The 18,535-nt window shown below is 61.8% G+C and carries 17 protein-coding genes, 2 tRNA genes, 1 pseudogene and 1 riboswitch; of the genes and pseudogenes, 10 read left to right on the forward strand and 10 right to left on the reverse strand.

The features are described from left to right. Positions 1–4: 4 nt before the first annotated feature. Positions 5–1,162, reverse strand: a pseudogene (locus OIM99_RS13545) (multidrug effflux MFS transporter); the annotation flags it as partial. A gap of 358 nt (positions 1,163–1,520) precedes the next feature. Between OIM99_RS13545 and OIM99_RS13550 the strand changes: the two are divergent. From OIM99_RS13550 to OIM99_RS13565, 4 genes are all read left to right on the forward strand, one after another. Then, positions 1,521–1,688, forward strand: a complete 168-nt coding sequence (locus tag OIM99_RS13550; RefSeq protein ID WP_311850949.1) for a Flp family type IVb pilin — start codon at positions 1,521–1,523, stop codon at positions 1,686–1,688. Positions 1,689–2,054: 366 nt separating this feature from the next. Continuing rightward, on the forward strand, positions 2,055–2,321 hold the full coding sequence (locus OIM99_RS13555; protein ID WP_311850950.1) for a hypothetical protein: 267 nt from the start codon (positions 2,055–2,057) through the stop codon (positions 2,319–2,321). Between the two features lie 108 nt (positions 2,322–2,429). Next, positions 2,430–3,134: a class I SAM-dependent methyltransferase gene (locus tag OIM99_RS13560; RefSeq protein ID WP_311850951.1), complete on the forward strand. Its 705-nt coding sequence runs from the start codon at positions 2,430–2,432 to the stop codon at positions 3,132–3,134. Between the two features lie 109 nt (positions 3,135–3,243). Next, the gene (locus OIM99_RS13565) at positions 3,244–4,854 is read left to right on the forward strand and encodes an EAL domain-containing protein (RefSeq protein WP_311850952.1); all 1,611 of its coding nucleotides are present in this window, start codon (positions 3,244–3,246) and stop codon (positions 4,852–4,854) included. On the opposite strand, the gene OIM99_RS13570 is transcribed toward OIM99_RS13565, so the two are convergent. After that, positions 4,851–6,281: a sulfatase-like hydrolase/transferase gene (locus OIM99_RS13570; RefSeq protein ID WP_311850953.1), complete on the reverse strand. Its 1,431-nt coding sequence runs from the start codon at positions 6,279–6,281 to the stop codon at positions 4,851–4,853. The genes OIM99_RS13565 and OIM99_RS13570 overlap by 4 nt on opposite strands. A gap of 47 nt (positions 6,282–6,328) precedes the next feature. Next, on the reverse strand, positions 6,329–7,117 hold the full coding sequence (locus OIM99_RS13575; protein ID WP_311850954.1) for an alpha/beta hydrolase family protein: 789 nt from the start codon (positions 7,115–7,117) through the stop codon (positions 6,329–6,331). 105 nt (positions 7,118–7,222) lie between these two features. On the opposite strand from OIM99_RS13575, the gene OIM99_RS13580 reads away from it, so the two are divergent. Further along, positions 7,223–8,053 (forward strand): helix-turn-helix domain-containing protein, encoded by an 831-nt coding sequence (locus OIM99_RS13580; protein ID WP_311850955.1) that lies wholly within the window; start codon positions 7,223–7,225, stop codon positions 8,051–8,053. 40 nt (positions 8,054–8,093) lie between these two features. Here the strand turns inward: OIM99_RS13580 and metE are convergent, their stop codons facing one another. Then, positions 8,094–10,463: a 5-methyltetrahydropteroyltriglutamate--homocysteine S-methyltransferase gene (metE, locus tag OIM99_RS13585; RefSeq protein ID WP_311850956.1), complete on the reverse strand. Its 2,370-nt coding sequence runs from the start codon at positions 10,461–10,463 to the stop codon at positions 8,094–8,096. Between the two features lie 102 nt (positions 10,464–10,565). Next, a riboswitch (cobalamin riboswitch) is annotated at positions 10,566–10,799 on the reverse strand. A gap of 230 nt (positions 10,800–11,029) precedes the next feature. Here metE and OIM99_RS13590 point away from each other — a divergent pair. Beyond that, a complete protein-coding gene (locus OIM99_RS13590; RefSeq protein ID WP_311850957.1) occupies positions 11,030–11,398 on the forward strand; it encodes a GCG_CRPN prefix-to-repeats domain-containing protein in 369 nt (122 codons plus the stop codon). 71 nt (positions 11,399–11,469) lie between these two features. On the opposite strand, the gene OIM99_RS13595 is transcribed toward OIM99_RS13590, so the two are convergent. Next, a complete protein-coding gene (locus OIM99_RS13595; protein ID WP_311850958.1) occupies positions 11,470–12,507 on the reverse strand; it encodes a hypothetical protein in 1,038 nt (345 codons plus the stop codon). Between the two features lie 67 nt (positions 12,508–12,574). Continuing rightward, complete coding sequence (locus tag OIM99_RS13600; RefSeq protein WP_311852263.1) at positions 12,575–12,934, reverse strand: helix-turn-helix domain-containing protein; 360 nt, start codon at positions 12,932–12,934, stop codon at positions 12,575–12,577. Between the two features lie 135 nt (positions 12,935–13,069). On the opposite strand from OIM99_RS13600, the gene OIM99_RS13605 reads away from it, so the two are divergent. Continuing rightward, positions 13,070–13,804: an SDR family oxidoreductase gene (locus tag OIM99_RS13605; protein ID WP_311850959.1), complete on the forward strand. Its 735-nt coding sequence runs from the start codon at positions 13,070–13,072 to the stop codon at positions 13,802–13,804. Between the two features lie 114 nt (positions 13,805–13,918). Here OIM99_RS13605 and OIM99_RS13610 read toward each other — a convergent pair. Next, positions 13,919–13,994 (reverse strand) — tRNA-Asn (locus OIM99_RS13610). Between the two features lie 229 nt (positions 13,995–14,223). On the opposite strand from OIM99_RS13610, the gene OIM99_RS13615 reads away from it, so the two are divergent. Further along, positions 14,224–14,297, forward strand: a tRNA-Cys gene (locus OIM99_RS13615). Positions 14,298–14,403: 106 nt separating this feature from the next. Here the strand turns inward: OIM99_RS13615 and OIM99_RS13620 are convergent. Both OIM99_RS13620 and OIM99_RS13625 read right to left on the reverse strand, forming a co-directional pair. Continuing rightward, positions 14,404–14,832, reverse strand: coding sequence for a hypothetical protein (locus tag OIM99_RS13620; RefSeq protein WP_311850960.1), 429 nt, complete (start codon positions 14,830–14,832; stop codon positions 14,404–14,406). A gap of 136 nt (positions 14,833–14,968) precedes the next feature. Next, positions 14,969–16,366 carry an MFS transporter gene (locus tag OIM99_RS13625; protein ID WP_311850961.1) on the reverse strand — a complete coding sequence of 466 codons (1,398 nt, stop codon included), beginning with the start codon at positions 16,364–16,366 and terminating at the stop codon, positions 14,969–14,971. A gap of 128 nt (positions 16,367–16,494) precedes the next feature. Between OIM99_RS13625 and OIM99_RS13630 the strand changes: the two genes are divergently transcribed. Beyond that, positions 16,495–17,451, forward strand: coding sequence for a LysR family transcriptional regulator (locus OIM99_RS13630; RefSeq protein ID WP_311850962.1), 957 nt, complete (start codon positions 16,495–16,497; stop codon positions 17,449–17,451). A gap of 105 nt (positions 17,452–17,556) precedes the next feature. On the opposite strand, the gene OIM99_RS13635 is transcribed toward OIM99_RS13630, so the two are convergent. Then, entirely contained in the window at positions 17,557–17,838 is a 282-nt protein-coding gene (locus tag OIM99_RS13635; RefSeq protein WP_311850963.1) for a phosphate starvation-inducible protein PsiF, read from the reverse strand. A 352-nt stretch (positions 17,839–18,190) separates the two neighbouring features. On the opposite strand from OIM99_RS13635, the gene OIM99_RS13640 reads away from it, so the two are divergent. Next, positions 18,191–18,493 carry a hypothetical protein gene (locus OIM99_RS13640; RefSeq protein WP_311850964.1) on the forward strand — a complete coding sequence of 101 codons (303 nt, stop codon included), beginning with the start codon at positions 18,191–18,193 and terminating at the stop codon, positions 18,491–18,493. Positions 18,494–18,535: the final 42 nt, after the last annotated feature.

Consider the following 18,535-nt stretch of genomic DNA (forward strand, 5'->3'; position numbering starts at 1 on the left):
CTCGCTAGAGAGGCGTCTTGCGTGCCTTCGGCTTGATCAGCCAGACGGAGGCGGCGCAGCCAAGGCCTGACAGCGCGATCACGCCGGCCACCGGCCAGGGCGTGCCGTCGGCGAAGGCGCCGACAAGCGCAGAACCGACGATGCCGCTGCCGTAGTGAATGGCGCCGACAAGGGCCGAGACCGTACCGGCACGCTCGGGAAAATCCGCCAGCGCACCAGCGATCGAATTGGCGACGATGAAGCCGGTCGCCGAGACGAAAACGAACAGCGGTAGCACCAAGCCCCAGAGACCGCCCCAGCCGGTCCAGGCCATCACGGCCATGACGATGCCGGCCAAGGCGGCGGTCTTGGTGCCATGGGCCAGAAGACGCGCGCCGCCGAAGCGCGCGACGATCCGCGAATTGACCAGGTTCGTCGCCATGATGCCGATGATGCCGATGCCGAACAGCAGTCCGTAGAGCTGTGGCGGCACGTGGTAATAGCTGATGTAGGCGAAGGGCGTGCCGGCCACATAGGCATACATGCCGGCGTAGAAGAAGCCGCCGGCACCGGCATAGCCGAGCACCTGCCGCTGGCGCAGCAGCTCGCCGTAACGGGCGAAGGACTGCTGCAGCGGCTCGCGGTTGCGCCGCTTGGCCGGCAGCGTCTCCGGCAGGGTAAACAGAGCCATGAGCGTCAGCAGGCCGACGCCGACCAGCGTCCAGAAGATCGCGCGCCATCCGGCGACGGCGAGAATTTGCCCGCCGACGAGCGGACCGATGAGAGGAGCGATCGCCATCACGGTCATCAGGGTCGAGAGCATCTGCGCGGCGCGATTGCCGTCGTAAAGATCGCGCACCATGGCCCGCGACAGGGCGACGCCGGCACAGGCGCCGACCGCTTGGACGACCCGCCAGAAAATGATCGTGGATGCGCTGTCGGACAGCGCGCAGCCGGCCGAGCCGATAATGAAAAGGACAAGCCCGACGGCCACCGGCAGGCGACGGCCGTAGCGGTCGCCGATCGGCCCCCAAAGCAATTGCCCGAGGCTGAAGCCGACGAGATAGCCGGAGATCGTCAGTTCGATCGTCCCGGCGCTCGCGCCGAGCGCTCGGCCCATGGCCGGCATGGCCGGCAGATAAAGATCGGTCGAGATCCAGGCGAACCCCATCAGGGCGCTGAGGACGGCGAGGACGCGCTAGCTCCGATTGGCGATCGGGCCGCTGGGGACGGCGGAACGGGAGGTGATGGGCGCGGCGACCGTAGGAATGTCGCGATCGGCCGGGGCGAGGAGCGTTTTCATCGCTCCAGCGCGCGTTTGGAGGCATTCAACATCGGATATCTCCTGCCAGACGGCAAAATCAGCCTGGCGAGGGAGGAAATAAGGCGTAATCGTCCAACTGATTAGCCGCATAATCGGACATGCGGCTATGATCCGCATTCATGAATTGCTTGAAAGCTTTCGGCTGAATTTAGGGTTCGGTGAGGAAATTCTGCTTAGGTTGCAATGGGTCAGAGGCCCGGCGCCTTGGGGATGCATCATGAAATTCGTTCGGCAATTCATTCGCGATGCACGCGGCGCTACCGCCATTGAATATGGCCTTATCGCCGGACTGATCGCCGTCGCCATCATTGGTGGGGTCAGCATGGTCGGTTCGAAGGTTCAGGGCCAATACAATGCCATCGCCAATAAGATGAACGTCATGTGATGACGTTCGCTTCAGCCTGAGGTCTCGCTTCGCCCGGTGGTGGCGGAGGCATCCGTGCGGGCTTCGATGGCTTCGATCACCGACATCATGTCGAGCCGGCCGTTCCCCAGCGCAACGCTCTCGCCATAGAGATCGCGACTGACGTCGAGAAGCGGTGTGCCATCTGGACGGAATGGCGCGGACCCGTTCGATTATCAGGCGCGCTTTCTAGTGGGCGAACGTTGCCTACCAGTCGACGGAAATTCCGTCGAGATAAAGGGGCAATGAGCCTGGATTACGAATTGGCTCACAGTTGGCGCTGATCGAGGACAAGAGTGCCGGAAGGGTGCTATCTATCGACCGTAGTGCGCTAAGGGGACCTTACTCATGCATATGGCGATGGTGATCGGTGGCGGTATCGTTCTGCTCGGCCTGTTTCTGCTGTTCGGCAAATTATGGGGCGAGACCCTGCCGAATATGGCTTGGGCCGCCAAGCTCTTCGTCCCGGTCTGGCTCGTCGTCGCGCTCGTCAATATGTGGGTCGGCGTGACCAAGGCCGGCTATTCCGTGCGTGACGAACTGCCCATTCTGGTGATCGTGTTCGCCATTCCCGCCGCTATAGCCGCCGCCGCGATCTGGCGCCTGGCGCGGTAGCCAGCCATGCGCGCCGGGCAGGGCGCCTGTGCGGGCTTAAAGTTCGTTTGTCGACGTGGGGTGATTGGTTCAGCACGGGAGTATACTGCCGATCCAGGAACCTGAGCCATGACCGCCGACGCCGCCGCGAAATTCGATCCCGCCCGCGCTGCCGAATATGAAAAGCAGAGCCGCATCGCGCTGGCCGGTTACGAAGCCTGTCACGATCTGGCGGCCTGTCTGTTGGCGGCATCCTTGGGTGCGGGGTCCACGGCGACCATTCTGGTGGCGGGCGCTGGCGGTACGGCCAATGAGATCGTTGTCGCCGGCCGGCTCGAACCGAACTGGAGTTTCGTCGCGGTCGATCCCTCCCATCCGATGCTCGATCTGGCCATCTCGCGCATCGAGGCTGCGGGCCTCATGGATCGCACCGAGGTCGTTGTCGGCGCGGTGGCCGATCTGCCCTCCGATCGCCAGTTCGACGCGGCGACGCTGATCGGGGTCCTGCATCATCTGCCTGGCCGTGAGGCCAAACAGGCGATCCTGCGCGACATCGCCACGCGCCTGAAGCCGGGTGCGCCCTTCATTCTCGCCGGCAATCACTACGCCTATGCCTCGCAGCCCCTGATGATGGCGGCCTGGGCGCAGCGCTGGCGCATGAACGGCGCCAGCACTGAAGAGATTGAAAGCAAGCTCGGTAAGATCCTGCAGGGTGCCGATCCACCGGCCTCCGAACAGGTCGTCGTCGACTTGCTGGCGGAAGCGGGCTTCGACAAGCCGCTGCGCTTCTTTTCAAGCCTGTTCTGGGGCGCCTGGATCACCAAGCGCGGCTGATCACCTTTCGGTCAATTTGTGCGGGAAGCCAATAGGTGCGACTGAAAATTTTAATGGAAATTCAATGACCATAGCCTGAAATCCTCGCCAAAGGGACAGGTGGCTGGACATGGACGCGCGGCGCTTCCGCATCATCGCGGCAGCCATTCTGCTTGGATTGCTCGGGGCGATCATCCCGATCGCCGCCATGGCCTATATGTCGTGGCGTATTGCCGTCGGGAAGGAGCAGGACGCGCTGAACCTGCTCGCGAATCAGGCGATCGAACGCGCCGCCAATACGTTCAAGGACGCCAGACAGGCGCTTGATGAGATCAAGGCCGCGGGTCTGCCACCATGCTCCGACGCGCATATCCGGCACATGCGCATGATCGCCATCAACACGCCTTCGGTAGAGGAAATCGGCTATTTCGCCGACGGTCTCCTGAAGTGCACGTCATGGGGGATGACCGAGGGCGCCATCCCGCGCACTGCGGTCGACTATACGACCCCGGATGGACTTGGGGTCAGCATGCGGATCGAGCCGCGCGTCAGCCGCGGCAAGCCGATGACCGCGATCTATGCCGGCGACTACAACGTATTGATCGCGCCCTCGCGTTTTGTCGACATTCTGCTGGAAAAGGACGTGTCGTTGGCGCTGGCCAACGAGGAAGGCGCCTTGATCAATGTTTTGAACGCGCCGGATGCCGGCCTTGTCAAAGGCCTGTTGGGCGAGCCGAAAAAGGGCATGACCGATCAGGCCCTTTATGCGGTCGCGCATCATGATGGGCTCAGGGCGATCGCGATGGAGCCGCGCACCCGTCTCGCCGACCGGTTGCACGGCGAACGGTTGTTTCTGCTGCCGGTCGGCGCGTTCATTGCCGCCTTCATCGTCGGCACGGTGGCCTGGTTCTCACGCAAACGCCTGTCGCCATTGGCCGAACTTGAGATCGCGGTGCGCAAGCGCGAGTTCATCGTGCGCTATCAACCGATCGTCGAATTGAAGAGCGGCATCTGTATCGGAGCCGAAGCCCTGGTGCGGTGGAAGCGGCCCGATGGCTCGCTGGTGTGGCCCGATCTGTTCATACCCTTGGCGGAGGAGAGCGGCCTCATTCTGCCGATCACCGATCAGGTGGTGGATGCCATCATCGCCGATCTCAGGCCGACCCTCGTCGGTGACAGAACCCTGCATATCGCCATCAATCTGTCCGCCGCCGATATCACCTCCGGCCGCATCCTCGATGTGCTGACAGAGAAACTACCGCCGACGGGTATCCGCCCTGCGCAAATCTGGCTGGAAGCGACGGAGCGCGGCTTCATCGATATCGAAGCGGCCAAAGCCACGCTCGCCAAGGCACGGGCACTCGGCCATTCGGTGGCGATCGATGATTTCGGAACCGGCTATTCCAGCCTGCAATATCTGCAAGGCTTGCCGCTCGACGCGTTGAAGATCGACAAGTCCTTCATCGACACGGTTGGCCGCAACACCGCCACCAGTTCGGTCACGTCCTATATCATCGACATGGCTCGCACGCTCGGCCTGTTCAGTGTCGCCGAAGGCATCGAAACGGCAGAGCAGGCCGCTTATCTGCGCGCCCATGGCGTCGACTTCGGGCAAGGCTGGCTGTTCTCCAAGCCGCTGTCCGCGCCGGATTTCATTACTTACCATCGCAGCACGAAACAGAAATACGGTGCGGCGCCGGAAGTCATTCAGGTGGGTAAAACAGGGCTGCCCGCCGCCTAATGCGGCTTCGGCGGCGGTTCGACACCGAAGTGATCGGCCAGTTGCGCGCCCGTGGGACCTGCGGTGTTCGACTTCGGATCGATCGGCAGCATGGTGTCATTCCATGTCTTATATTCCGCAACCATGCGCTCGAACATCGCCGGCTCGCGCATCTTGTGGTTGGCACGCTCCATCGGATCCTCGACGACGTTGAACAGGAATGTGTTGTTCTTGATCTTCAGATATTTCCAGTCGCCGTCACGCATCGCCTGCTGTTCCAGGTTTTTATAACGCCAGAAGAACTTGCGCGGTGTGACGGGCGCGGTGCCGGCGAGCGTCTGTACGAGGCTCACCCCGTCCATAGGATATTTAGGATCGGGCGCGGTCTTGGCGAGTTCCAGGAAGGTCGGCATCCAGTCCATGCTGATGATGGTCTGTTCGCTCGTCTTGCCGGCGGGAATGCCGCGCGGCCAGCGCACGACGGCGGGGATGCGCACGCCGCCTTCCAGAAGTTCGGTCTTGCGGCCGGAGAACGGCCAGGTCTTGGCGAAGCGTTCGCCGCCGTTGTCGCTTGTGAAGACGACAAGGGTATTATCGGCGATGCCGTTGGCATCGAGCGCGGCGAGCACGCGGCCGACTTCCGCATCGAGCGCGACCATCATCTCGGCATAGGTCTTCATCGAGCCGGCGTCATATTGGGCGAGGCCACGAATGCGCTTCGATTCAGCCTCGTCGCCGGGGCCCTCCCACGGCCAATGCGGCGCGTTGAAATGCAGACTGAGGAAGAACGGTTTCTGCGCCTTCGCATAAGCATCGATGACGGACGTGGCGCGCTTGCCGAGCAGGGAAGTCAGATAACCGACCTCATGCACCTTGACGTCGTTCTCCCATAGATCATGGGTGTCGGTCGCCGGGCCGCCGCTCTTATGGGTGAAGTAATCGACCGCTCCACCCCGGAAACCATAGAAATGATCGTAGCCGCTCTGCAACGGGCCGAAGTCCGGCAATTTGCCGAGATGCCATTTGCCGATGAGTGTCGTGCCATAACCGGCTTTGCGCAGCAGCGAGGGTAGGGTGGGGTGATCCGGCGGTAGGCCGACATGGCGGTCGCCGAGGCTCGCCAGCGGTTCTTCGAGGCCGATCGGCAAGCGATATTGATAGCGGCCGGTGATCAAGGCCGTGCGCGTCGCCGAACAGACCGCGGAATTGGCATAGGCTTGCAGGAAGCGCATGCCGCCCGCCGCCATCTTGTCGATATTGGGTGTCTGATATTCGGTGCGGCCATAGCAGGAGAGATCGGCATAGCCCATGTCATCGGCCATGATGAAGATGATATTCGGCGGCCGGTTCTCCTGCGCCGAGGCGAGGCCGCCTTCCACCGCCAGGGCCAGCGAGCCGGCGGCGCCGGTTTTCAAAACATCGCGGCGTGAAACTTTGGACCCAGTCATATCCTATCCTCCCTGAAGTCGCTTCCGTTCACCAAATTGGCGACGGTCTAGGTGTTCTCGATCAAAATCTTGGCGAGCTGTTCCGGCTCGTCGACCATCACATCGTGGCCGACATTCAGTTCATAGGTCTTCCAACCGGCGTCCTTTGCCTTTTTCAGGCCGGTATCGAAATGCGGTTGCTTGAAGGAGGCGGCGCGGATGTAGGTTCTCTTGGCGACTTTGTTGCGGGCGCCAGTGAGTTCAAGCGGCATGAACGAAACGCCCAATGGCTGCGGCGTCATTTTGGCATCGACCCAGGCCTGCCGCTCAGGTTTCACGTGGAAGAATGTTGCCTTTGGTACGCTACGGCTGACTTCACCACGCTCCCAAGCGGCGTTGAAATCCGCGATGCCTTGCGGTGTCTGATAATCGAGCACTTTCTGTCCGCTCTCTGGCATGAAGGCGTCGAGATAGACGATGCTGGAGACCTGCGGCAGAACCTTCTCGATCGCTCCGGAAACAGGCCAGCCGCCATAGGAATGGCCGACGAGGCAAACCTCCTTCGGATACTCGAAGGCGAAGACATTGACCACGTCATCGATATGCGTCTTCAGGGTGATGTCGCGGCTCATGAGATGCGAGCGTTCGCCAAGTCCCGTGAGCGTCGGTGTGAAGACGTGATGTCCCTGTGCCGTCAGGATGTCGCGCACGAGTGTCCAGCACCAGCCGCCATGCCAGGCGCCATGCACGAGAACGAACGTTTTGGGGGAACGGGGTGGGGTTTGCGCGCGTGCTGCTCCGGCGGAAAGAAGGCCAGCGGACGCGAGACCAAAATGGCGTCTTGATAGTTGAGCCACGACATCCTCCCCGAAAAAATTGCCTGCGCACTGGTCGCTTCGAGCCCTGGTCCGTGCAAGGCAAATTGCGCTAATGTGCCGCCAGGCGGCACGCGGAGGGATTGGATGCCTACAGCGGAACAGGTGCGAGCGCTTTACCGTGGCCTCGATATCCTCGAATTCTTAGGGACCGAAGGGCCGTCCAGCCTGCATCAGATTCATCTCGGCACGCGATTGCCGAAGAGCTCTCTGCGCCGTTTGCTGGCAACCTTGGTCGAGCGCCGGTTCGTGCGTGTCGGGCTCACGGATGGCATGTATCGCAGCAACATCGCCACGCTGCAGGCCGTCAATCCGCGCGACAGTGTTCTCATCGGCCGCCTCGTCGAGGTGGCGCGTCCGCATATGCTGGAATTGACCCAGAACGCGCGGTGGCCCGTCAATCTGCATTTCTTCGTCAATGGCCGCATGCGCGTCATTGAAACAACGCACGGCCGCAGCCCATTTGCCCATGCGGCTGGCGGCGATATCGAAGTGGACGTGAACATCTTCGTGGCGGCGAGCGGATTGGCCTATCTCGCTTGCTTGAAGGAAAGCGAGGTTCTCGACATCGTCAAGCTGGTTCAGGATGACGAAATGGCCTCCGCCGAGCGTTACGGGATAACGCCGAAGATGCTTAAGACCATGTTGGATCAAGTCCGCAACAGCGGCTATGGGATGCGCAAAGCGCCGCAATTGCGCAAACTGGATCGGCGGGCGATAGCGGTCGCAGTCCACAGCGGACAACGGCCAGTTGGCGCTCTTGCCATCATCTGGCCGAAGAAGCTGATGGACGAAGATGAGTTCGCGGCCCTGCATCTGGAGAAACTGCAACGCGCTGCCGCCGCGATCTCGACGCAACTCGCGTCGCCGGCGCGGGCGTCGACGCGCGCTCGATCATCCGGCGCGATACGACCCTAGGGGGAATGCACCGAGCGCCACGCGCTCGGTGCGGTTTTGCTCACTGCGCCGCTTGCGCCACATTGGCGCGCAGCCGTCGCGCCGCCTCGACCATGTTGACGAGGGCAGGGCGTACCTCGTCCCATTTGCGCGTCTTCAAGCCGCAATCGGGGTTGACCCAGAGCTGCCGGTCGGCGAGTTGCTCGCGCGCCAGCGCCAGCAGTTGCACCATCTCGATCGTGTCGGGCACGCGCGGCGAATGGATGTCGTAGACGCCCAAGCCGATCTCGTTCGGATATTTGTAAGTCCGGAACGCGTCGAGCAGTTCCATCTTCGAACGCGACGTCTCGATCGAGATGACGTCTGCATCCATCGCCGCGATCGCAGCGATGATGTCGCCGAATTCCGAATAGCACATATGGGTGTGGATTTGCGTCTCCTCGGCGACACCGGAGGAGGTCAGCCGGAAGCTTTCCACCGCCCAGTCGAGATAGGTCTGCCAATCCGCCTGGCGCAGCGGCAAGCCCTCGCGCAGCGCCGCTTCGTCGATCTGGATCATTTTGGCGCCAGCCTTTTCTAGATCCTGCACTTCGTCGCGGATGGCAAGCGCGATCTGCCGGCAGGCGGTGCTGCGCGGAACGTCGTCGCGCACGAACGACCAGTTGAGAATGGTCACCGGGCCGGTGAGCATGCCCTTCATCGGTCGGTCGGTGACCGATTGCGCATAGAGCCACCAGTCAACCGTCATTGGCTTCGGCCGCGATACGTCGCCGAACAGGATCGGCGGGCGCACATAGCGCGAGCCATAACTCTGCACCCAGCCATGCCGCGTGAAGGCGAAGCCTTCAAGCTGTTCGCCGAAATATTGCACCATGTCGTTGCGCTCGAATTCGCCATGCACCAGCACGTCGAGGCCGATCTCTTCCTGCCAGCGGATGGTGCGCTCCGTCTCTTCGCGCAGAAACCGTGTGTAGTGCGCATCGTCGAGCGCGCCCTTGGCATGAGCCGAGCGAGCCTTGCGGACATCGGCCGTCTGCGGGAAGGAGCCAATGGTGGTCGTTGGAAACAGCGGCAGGTTGAGGCGTGCGTCCTGCACGGCCTTGCGGCGCGCAAAATCGCTCGGCCGCCGTTGCATGGCGGCATCAACGGCCGCGACGCGACTTTGAACGGCCGTGTCGTGCACTTTCTTCGACGTAGCGCGGCGCTCGGCCGCCGCTGCTGATGCGTCAAGCTCCGGCGCCACCGCCCTGCGTCCACTCGCCAAAGCCCGGCCGAGCACGGCGAGTTCGCCCATCTTCTGCACCGAGAACGCCAGCCACGATTTCAGGTCGGCATCGAGATCGTTTTCCTGTTCGAGATCGATCGGCACATGCAGCAGCGAGCAGGATGGCGCGATCTGGATATGATCGGTGCCACGTTGCGCGACGGCACGTTCGAGACGATCGAGCAGTTTCGGCAGATTGGCGCGCCAGATGTTGCGCCCGTCGATTACGCCCAGCGACAGCACGAGACCTCGCGGCGCTTTGGAGAGCGCGGCATCAAGCTGTTCCGGCGCCCGCACCAGATCGAGATGCAGGCCAGCGACCGGCAAATGCAGCGCCAGGTCGAGCGCATCACCGAGCCCACCGAAATAAGTGGTGAGCATGATCTTTAGCTTCGGCAAAGCATGCGCGAACGTGCCATAGGCCTGGCGCAACGCCTCGCGTGTGGCTTCGTCGAGATCGGTGACGAGGCACGGTTCGTCGATCTGTACCCAGGCAGCGCCATTGGCGGCGAGCCGACGCAACACGTCGACATAGACCGGCAGCAGGCGGTTCAGGAGCGACAAGGGATCGAGCGTCGGATCCTGGCTCTTTCCAAGCTTCAGATAAGTGACGGGGCCGAGCAGGACAGGGCGGGTTTCATAGCCGAGCGCCTTGGCCTCGCGATAGTCGTCGACCGGCTTGGTCGAGGCGAGGGTGAATTGCTGATCCTTGGAAAATTCCGGCACCATGTAGTGATAATTGGTGTCGAACCATTTCATCATCGCCTGCGCCGGCACGCCATGCGCCTCGCCGCCATGATGGCCATGCGCGCAAGTTTCCGCGTGAATATCTTTTTGCGTGCCGCGCGCCATGGCGAAATAGGTGTCGAGCGACACTTGGCCGCCGTTCCAGCCATAGATGGCGGGAATGGCGCCGACCATGACGCTGGTATCGAGCACGTGATCGTAGAGCGAGAAATCGTTCGACGGGATATTGGTGATACCCTGCGATTTCTGGCGCGCCCAATTGGCGGCGCGCAGACCCGCCGCCACGGTGGCGAGCGCCGCCGCGTCGGATTGGCCCGACCAATAGGATTCGAGCGCGGCTTTCAATTCGCGTCGCGGACCGATCCGCGGCACGCCGAGCGTGCTGACAGCAAGAGAACCAGCAAGAGAAGAAACAGACATCGGCTTAACCCCAAAATGTTGGGGGCAAAGGCCGAGCGGACGCATGCAGAGACGGGCGCGCGTGCGCCCGATGCAAGCGCACCACCGGGACACCCCGCCCAGGGACGACTATTTTGTCGTGGCAGGTCTCCTGGCTCACGGGTCTTCGCTCACCGTCCGGCCTTCCCGAGACTTTCGCCCCAGTGACGCAGATGGACGGTGGCTCGCCGCTTACAGTTGCGGGGGCAGCTCCGGCTTCGCCCCTCGCGCTTCGATCGAAACGCGAGACCTCACCGGATTCCCTCTTAGCTCTGGCGCCCATGACAGGCCCAGAGAACCACGACGGCGGGAGAGTGAATGGGCTTCTGCCCAATGTCAAGATGATATAAAGATATACTTATGTTGGCATGTTATAAGGCGGTCAACCACGCTGCTGATAATTGCAACGGATCGGCCCGACTCTCGATTATGGTAGGGAAGGCCGTTGGCGAGGAGGAGCGCGATCGGATCGGGAGCCGAAGGGCTTCAGGTTCTGTTCATGTTTCCAGGCGCTTATATGGGCTGTTTTTATTAATGGAGCTTGCGAAATGAAGCTTGCGATTGGCGCCGCGATTCTCTGTCTCGGCATGGCCTCGGCCGCTCAGGCGATGCCGAACGGTCTGCCGACCACCGACGATTCCCTCATCACCAATGTGGCCATGGGCTGCGGTCCCGGCTGGACGCGCAACGCCTATGGCCGCTGCGTGCCCTTCCGTGGCGGCTTCGTGCCGCCGATGGTACGCCCCGGCTTCGGTCCGGGACCGGGCTACGGGCATCGCCCTGGATTTGGCCCGCGTCCGGGCTATGGCCCGAGGCCTGGCTATGGAGCCGGCCCGCGTCCCGGCCGCCCCGGCATGGGCGGCCCAGGCCCGCGGCCGAACTTCGGTGGCCCGACCACGCGCCAACTCGGCCGCTAAGCGTTTCCAGAAATGAGAGAGCCCGTCGCCGATCATCGGCGGCGGGGTTTTTATTTTTGCAAAGATCGTGTTCAGGCTGGCTGAGCCTTCTTATCCGTTGCGAAAAGATTCAAAGATCGTCGAAGCGTTGCGACTAACTCGGATTTGAATTGGTCTGGCTGGTCGATAGACCAAAGAACAGTGGTGCAATGGTTCGTATCAAAGTGCGTCTTGGCTTGGTCAAATTTTGATCGTTCGCACAGATATATCACCGGCTTCCCCAAGCCTTCCGCGTAGCCGGCCTCCCAGTAGGCTCCTGAATTGTCATGCGTCAAATCGACAAGGACAAAGGCAGCATCGCGTATCTGTTGTCGAAGAATGTTATCTATCACGCCAGCGCGAGCAATATCCCTTAAATCCACTAAGTCGAAATTAATGCCAGTTTGAACTGCGGGCTTCGCGACTTTTGCGATAAAATTATCAAGGACAACATCGCCAAATTTCATTGCGATGAAGCCATATCGCCCAGCAACATGACCACGTAATTCCGCTTGATAACGCGTCCAACCTTCAAGAGTCAGAATGTAAGGATAACGAAAGCGCATCTGTATCGGGTTGTTCGCGTCTGCCAACTGGGTAGTGCCAGCTTTGCGGATAATATTTCCGTCTTCCAACTCTTTTCGGAGTTGTGAAAACATTTGCATGTCATAGGCTCCGGCACAGGCCATTATTTTTGGGGAATCTATCACGATGGCTTCGCCAGTCTTAGATTGGTAATCACCAATTATGCGAATTAAATTGGTTGCTTGCTCTAATGGGTTGGGCAGTCGTGCATTGGGCACAAAGCGTTCCATCCATTCTTGAGTCACTATGACGGCGCCATTGCTTCGATCAGCAATACTTAACTGATGTGACAGGGTGGCGCGTTGGAAAAGCGACAGCTCTTCGCGACTGGCATTGAAGAAGCTTATTAGAGCGGATCGGGTGATCTCGAAGCGCCCGCAAATCTCACATTCAAAACCGGAGCGATCTCCAGTTGTCTGATATTCGGAACATCCGGTGCCGTGAGCATTACGACATACTGGACAAACTCCGTTCATTTCTTCCCCCATAGCATGTTCATTAAACACTCTGCTGTCCGATAGGAGCATCTATTTGAACGATGGCTCCTGAGCCAGCCTCACTCGCCACGACCAATCACCGCCCCTTACCGCTCCACGCCTCCCGCTGCGCGAATACACGCGTAACCTCGGCCATGTTTTCCGTGCCCCACGTGCAGAGCGGCACGAGGGCTTCGGACAGGCTGTGGCCGAGCGGTGTGAGGGCGTAATCGACGCGTGGCGGCACCTCCTTGTAGTCGGTCCGCTTCACGAGATCGTCGGCCTCCAGTTCCTTGAGCTGCTGGATCAGCATTTTGTCGCTGACATCGCGTATGGCGCGTCGCAGCTCGCCGTAGCGTGTCGGGCCGCCCTGGGCGAGGAAGTACAAGATGAGCGGCTTCCACTTGCCGGCAATGACCCGCAGGGTGGCGTCGAGGCCGCAGGTGAAGCCGGGCATGGTCGGGCTGCAATTGACGGACGGAGGAGGGGCGGAACGATCTGATGACATTTCTGGGCACTTACCAAAAGGTGCATACTTGTCGATAAGTGGGTAGCCCGCCACGTGAGTGCAACCTCAATGAAGGAGCACGTCATGAGCAGGCTAAAAGGTAAAACAGCGGTGGTGACCGGCGGCGGCAGCGGCATCGGATTGGGCGCCGCCAAACGGTTCGTCGAGGAAGGTGCGTTCGTCTATCTTTTCGGACGGCGACAGGAGGCGCTCGATGCCGCCGTGGCGCAGCTCGGTCCCTCGGCGCGCGCCGTACGTGGATCGGTAACCGATCTCGCCGACCTCGATCGGCTGTATGCGACGGTGAAGGCCGAACGCGGCAAGCTCGACATCGTGTTTGCCAATGCTGGAACCGGATCGTTCGCACGGCTCGGCGAGATCACGACCGAACATTACGATCAGATCTTCGACATCAACGTAAAAGGCTTGGTGTTCACGGTGCAGAAGGCTTTGCCGCTGATGACGGCGGGATCGTCGATCATCCTCACCGGCTCGAGTGCTGGTGTGATGGGGACGCCGCAGTTCAGCATCTACAGCGCGACGAAGGCGGCGATCCGCAATCTGGCGCGCAGTTGGGCGCTCGATCTGCGCGAGACCGGCATCCGCATCAACGTGCTGTCGCCGGGGCCGATCAAGACCGAGCTGGCGCTCGAAGTGCTGGGCGAGGAGGGCATGGATGCGCTCGGCGCCACAACGCCGCTCGGGCGCGAGGGCGATCCGAAGGAGACGGGCGCGGTGGCGGCATTCCTCGCCTCGTCCGACAGCAGCTTCATGACCGGCGGCGAGGTTTTCGTCGACGGCGGCCTGGCGCAGGTCTGAGGTTCAGCGCGAGGGCTTCGGTGTCGCGATCGAAGCCCTCGATGCGCCACGGCGAACACGCTGCTTCCCGTGAGAGAACAGTCGGCTTGGCGCGCTTTATCTTAGGAAAAAAGCTGGCTCCCCGAGCTGGACTCGAACCAGCGACCATTCGATTAACAGTCGAATGCTCTACCAACTGAGCTATCGGGGATCAGGTCCCTGCGGACGCCGCTGCGTATAGCAAGGCGCGCGCGAAATGCAAATGCAAATCGGTGCGCAAGATGGGGATTATCCAAATTCATGTGTCGATTGAATGTCCTCGCCCGTGAACAATCGGGATTTGCCGGCAGATTGCGGAAGAAATTGCCATAAAGCCTTGCCGTGGCACCGAATCCTTTGCTAAGAGCGCGGCTCCGGCGCGGCCTTTGGGTCCCGGGTGAGGCCTCGTGGCGGAGTGGCTACGCAGAGGACTGCAAATCCTTGTACGGGGGTTCGATTCCCTCCGAGGCCTCCAAACTCTCAATGTCTTGATTTATAATAGATTTTTTGCGACTCACGCCGCAAATGTCGCCACCGTCCGGCTCACGCCGGGCGGCGACATTGATTGAGTCGTCAGCCAGCTAGAACAGGCTGTCGAGCGTTTCGCGGGCCGGCGCCACTTCTGGTTGCTTGGCGGGGCTCGCTTCCGGCTGATCCGTAACCGGCAGTTGCAGCACCGTGGCGAATTGTCCGGAACGCAGTTCCGTGACGAGGACGATCTGTCCGTCCGACAGTTCGAGCGCGTCATGGTGGCAATTCGGCTGTTCCATATTCACCTGGCGGAATCTCGCCGAGGCGCTGCCCGTTTTTTTCGTCGAGAAGAGCCCGCGCTCGAACTCGACATTTTTATCGAAGGCGATTTCAGTCCCTGGCAGCAGGCATACCGCTGTTTCGGGATCGCCGACGGCGGCAAAACCGCGGGTTGTGGTGTTGGGGAAGCGCGTTGACGTCAACCGCTCGCCGACCTTGGCCGGACGAGACGCAACAGAATGCAGGCTATAATCGCACATGAGATCATCTCCTTTGTAAAAGCTAAAACAGCCCCCCAGGAGACTCGCACACACACTGGCGATGGAATGAAGGTAGCAAGCAATTGCGCGCCAAATGCGGCGGTCCGATTGTTTCGCTAACCGTCTGTCACGATTCTCATTCGCCCGGCTGAGGTTCAGCCAGCGTGCGCGCCTGGCCGATGGCCGCCAGGATGAGGGCAGCGAGCATCAAGACTGCCGCCACCGCGAAGGTGGCGCCAAGCCCCGTGGCCGCCGCCGCCGGACCGCTTGCCAGACGGCCGAGCCCACTGGAGGCGAAGGCGAAGATCGCGCCCATCACGGAGGCGCCGGTGACGAGCCCGAGATTGCGCGACAGGCTGAGCATGCCGGAAACAACGCCGCGCTGATCGGGCTGAATCTCTGCCATGACGGCGGTGTTGTTGGCCGTCTGAAACAATGCATAGCCCAGGGTGCAGACGACGAGCGGCGCGACATAGCCCGGGATGCCGAAGCGCGCCGGCAGCATGGCCAGCAGCAGGCAGCCGATCGTCAAGCCACTGAGGCCGACGACGGTCATGCGCGCCGCGCCGAAACGATCGGCGATGCGGCCGGCGGGCACGCCGGTCAGCGCCGCGGTGAGCGGACCAATCGACATCACCGCACCGACATGGGCCGTATCGAGCCCCAACCCTTGAGAGAGATAGAACGGTCCGACGATGAAGGTCGCCATGATCACCGTCGAGACGAGCGCGCTCATGATGAGGCCGCTCCGCAAGGCCGGGTCGGCGAGGAGCGGCAGGCGGATGAGCGGCGAGGGCACGCGCGCTTCAACGTAAATGAACAGGGCGGTGCCGATCGCGAAGGCCAAGAGGAGCGCCAGATTGATGAAGCCGAACTGGCCGTGGCCGATCGTCATCGCCAGCGCATAGGCAGCGAGCGCCATGGCCAGGAACGCGGTGCCCGCCAGATCGAAACCGGGCCGGGAGCCTTTCGCCTGGGGGCGATCCAGAGGCAGGTAGCGATAGGCGAGGCCGAAGGCCAGCAGGCCCAGCGGCGCATTGATGAGGAAGATGGCGGGCCAGCCGAAGGCGGCGATCAAAACGCCGCCAAGGGAAGGGCCAAGCGCCGTACCGACCGCCGACATGGTGCCGAGCAGACCCATGGCGCTGCCGGTGCGCTCCTTCGGCACCGTCTCGCCGACGAAGGCCATGGTGAGCGCCATCATCACGGATGCGCCAAGCCCCTGCAGCGCCCGCGCGCCGATCAGCCAGCCGAGCGTCGGCGCGATGCCGGAGAGGATCGAGGCCGTCGTGAACAGGACAAGGCCGCCGAGCAGCAGGCGCCGCCGGCCGATCAGATCGCCGAGGCGGCCGACACTGACGATCAGACTGGTGATGGCCAGCAGATAGGCGAGCACGATCCACTGCACCGCCTGAAACGGCGCATCGAAAACATGCGCCAGGGTCGGCAGCCCGACATTGGCGATGCTGATGCCCAGCGACGACAGCAGCATGGAAAGCGACAGGGCGGCGAGCGCGGGGCGAGGGGATGGCATGACAGAGGCCTTTCCGGCGCCTGCGGTGGCGCCTGCCTCCCCACCTAGTCCGCGCCATGATATGGCGGAAGACGCATCATTTGCACTTTATTCGTGCGTCTGACGCCATGTCTCGATAGACTTGGCTCATGTCGCGGCCCGATCTCAATCTCCTTGTCACCCTGGACGTGCTCCTCGCCGAGGGCAGCGTGGCGCGCGCCGCGCGAAAACTGCGGCTGAGCCCATCGGCGATGAGCCGGGCCTTGGCGCGGTTGCGCGAAACCACCGGTGACCCGCTGCTGGTGCGGGCCGGGCGCGGCCTCGTGCCGACGCCGCGCGCGGCGGAACTGCGCGAACGGGTCCGCCATCTCGTCGAGGACGGGGAGGCGGTTTTGCGCCCCACCGAGCAGCTTGATCTTCGTAAGCTGGAACGCACCTTCACCTTGCGCAGCCGGGACGGCTTCGTCGAAACCTTCGGGCCGGCGCTGTTGGCGCACATCGCCCGCGAAGCCCCCGGCGTGCGGCTCTATTTCCTGCCCAAGCCCGACAAGGACAGCACGCCCCTGCGCGAAGGTACGGTCGATCTGGAAATCGGTGTCGTTGGCGACTCGATGGGGCCGGAAGTGCGCGCACAGGCTTTGTTCCGTGACCGCTTCATCGGCGTCGTGCGCGCCGGCCATCCGTTGAGCAAAGGCAAGATGACGGCCGCCCGCTATGCGGCAGGCCAGCATATCGCCGTGTCGCGCCGGCGGCTGAACAAGGGACCGATCGACGAAGCGCTGCAACGGCTCGGGCTTGAACGGTCGATCGCGACATTCGTCGGCAGCTTTCCCGCGGCGCTGGTGTTGGCGCGGGCGAGCGATCTGATCGCCACCGTGCCCAAGCGACAGACCGCTTATCTCAGTGACGGCATGTATGAGTTCGCGCTGCCCTTCGATCAGCCGGAGTTGGATATCTCTTTGCTCTGGCATCCACGGCTCGATGCCGATCCGGCTCATCGCTGGCTGCGCGGTTGCGTGCGGGACGTGTGCGCGGAGAGAATGGCTCACCGTCAACCAGAATCTCCACGTGAAGTCCGCCGGCCAAGCCGTGGATTCGATTCATGATTGTTGTGGCGACCGCATGGGGTGCGCTCGCTAAACAGGAGGGGAGCCCGAAGGCTCCCCTTGTGTCATCTCTCGAAGGCGTATCGCTCAACGAGCTGCGCTGCCTCACGTCATGTTTTTCTTGCAGGCCTCACGGAATTGATGGCGCTTCTTGCCGTGCAGACCTTGCGCATCGGCTTGCTTGGAACAGTCTGCCGATTTTGCTCTCTTCTCCGAAGCCGTCGCCGGTTTGGCGCGGGTGTTGTTCATGGGCGCTGCGGGCTGGGCCGAGGGCGGTGCTGCGGCGGCCGGCGGTGTTGGCGCTGGTGCCGCTGGCGTTGTCTGGGCGAAAACGGGGGCGGAGAACAAGACCGCGAGGGCGGAAGCGGTGAGAAGTATCTTTTTCATGGAAGAACCTCACTCCCAGCGACATGCTGGCGAGCCATCCAACGCCCGCCAACCTGAATGCCTGATGACTGGCAGTCTTCTTCAGCGACGCGGTTCGTAATGCGATTTTGTCAGAGAAGACGAAGAGCGATTCGATCTAAGAACGACAGATCGCAACGCGCTCCAAATCGCGACGTGATCAACGCGATATCATCGAGATCAAAGAAAGATCGGCAACTCTCTTATATCACGCGGTAAAATCCGCCGGCACCTCTGCCGCATTTTGTCCCGGTTTTGCCCCAGTCTCGCCCTCCGCCGCTGGCATGGTCTGAATCCGGCGCACCCGCGCGCCTTTTTGCGGAGGTTGCACCATATGCGTTTCACCCCCATTTTCGGCATCGTTGGCCTCGCGGCGACGGCTGCCGTTGTTCTGGCCGCCAATGTGATCCAGCCGCCCGTGTCGGACGGGATCAAGGTCAACGTCACGCCGACGCGCCAGGGCGAGATCGTCAGCGCAATTCGCCAGAATGGCTATCGTTGTGACAGTCTGGTCGAGACCCGCATGCTGCGCTCGAGTGGCGACAGCAATGAACTGGTCGCGCGCTGCGATGGCGATCTGCGCTATCAGGTGACGGCGCGCGCCGACACCATCTCCTCCGTCTCAGCTTGGGATTAAGTTTCATAACGTTTTCGAGCGAAGTGGACACCGGTTCGCGTG

Origin of the sequence: Methylocella sp. CPCC 101449, from assembly GCF_031921685.1 — a bacterium.
In the GTDB taxonomy this organism is placed as follows: domain Bacteria; phylum Pseudomonadota; class Alphaproteobacteria; order Rhizobiales; family Beijerinckiaceae; genus Terripilifer.

Bases quoted from the DNA above. Each gene is read 5' to 3' on its own strand.
- OIM99_RS13580 (WP_311850955.1), top strand. From the start codon at position 7,223: ATGCCTACAGCGGAACAGGTGCGAGCGCTTTACCGTGGCCTCGATATC.
- OIM99_RS13560 (WP_311850951.1), top strand. From the start codon at position 2,430: ATGACCGCCGACGCCGCCGCGAAATTCGATCCCGCCCGCGCTGCCGAA.
- OIM99_RS13550 (WP_311850949.1), top strand. From the start codon at position 1,521: ATGAAATTCGTTCGGCAATTCATTCGCGATGCACGCGGCGCTACCGCC.
- OIM99_RS13605 (WP_311850959.1), top strand. From the start codon at position 13,070: ATGAGCAGGCTAAAAGGTAAAACAGCGGTGGTGACCGGCGGCGGCAGC.
- OIM99_RS13555 (WP_311850950.1), top strand. From the start codon at position 2,055: ATGCATATGGCGATGGTGATCGGTGGCGGTATCGTTCTGCTCGGCCTG.
- OIM99_RS13630 (WP_311850962.1), top strand. From the start codon at position 16,495: ATGTCGCGGCCCGATCTCAATCTCCTTGTCACCCTGGACGTGCTCCTC.
- OIM99_RS13570 (WP_311850953.1), bottom strand. From the start codon at position 6,281: ATGACTGGGTCCAAAGTTTCACGCCGCGATGTTTTGAAAACCGGCGCC.
- OIM99_RS13625 (WP_311850961.1), bottom strand. From the start codon at position 16,366: ATGCCATCCCCTCGCCCCGCGCTCGCCGCCCTGTCGCTTTCCATGCTG.
- OIM99_RS13635 (WP_311850963.1), bottom strand. From the start codon at position 17,838: ATGAAAAAGATACTTCTCACCGCTTCCGCCCTCGCGGTCTTGTTCTCC.
- OIM99_RS13640 (WP_311850964.1), top strand. From the start codon at position 18,191: ATGCGTTTCACCCCCATTTTCGGCATCGTTGGCCTCGCGGCGACGGCT.
- OIM99_RS13590 (WP_311850957.1), top strand. From the start codon at position 11,030: ATGAAGCTTGCGATTGGCGCCGCGATTCTCTGTCTCGGCATGGCCTCG.
- OIM99_RS13600 (WP_311852263.1), bottom strand. From the start codon at position 12,934: ATGCCCGGCTTCACCTGCGGCCTCGACGCCACCCTGCGGGTCATTGCC.
- OIM99_RS13620 (WP_311850960.1), bottom strand. From the start codon at position 14,832: ATGTGCGATTATAGCCTGCATTCTGTTGCGTCTCGTCCGGCCAAGGTC.
- metE (WP_311850956.1), bottom strand. From the start codon at position 10,463: ATGTCTGTTTCTTCTCTTGCTGGTTCTCTTGCTGTCAGCACGCTCGGC.
- OIM99_RS13565 (WP_311850952.1), top strand. From the start codon at position 3,244: ATGGACGCGCGGCGCTTCCGCATCATCGCGGCAGCCATTCTGCTTGGA.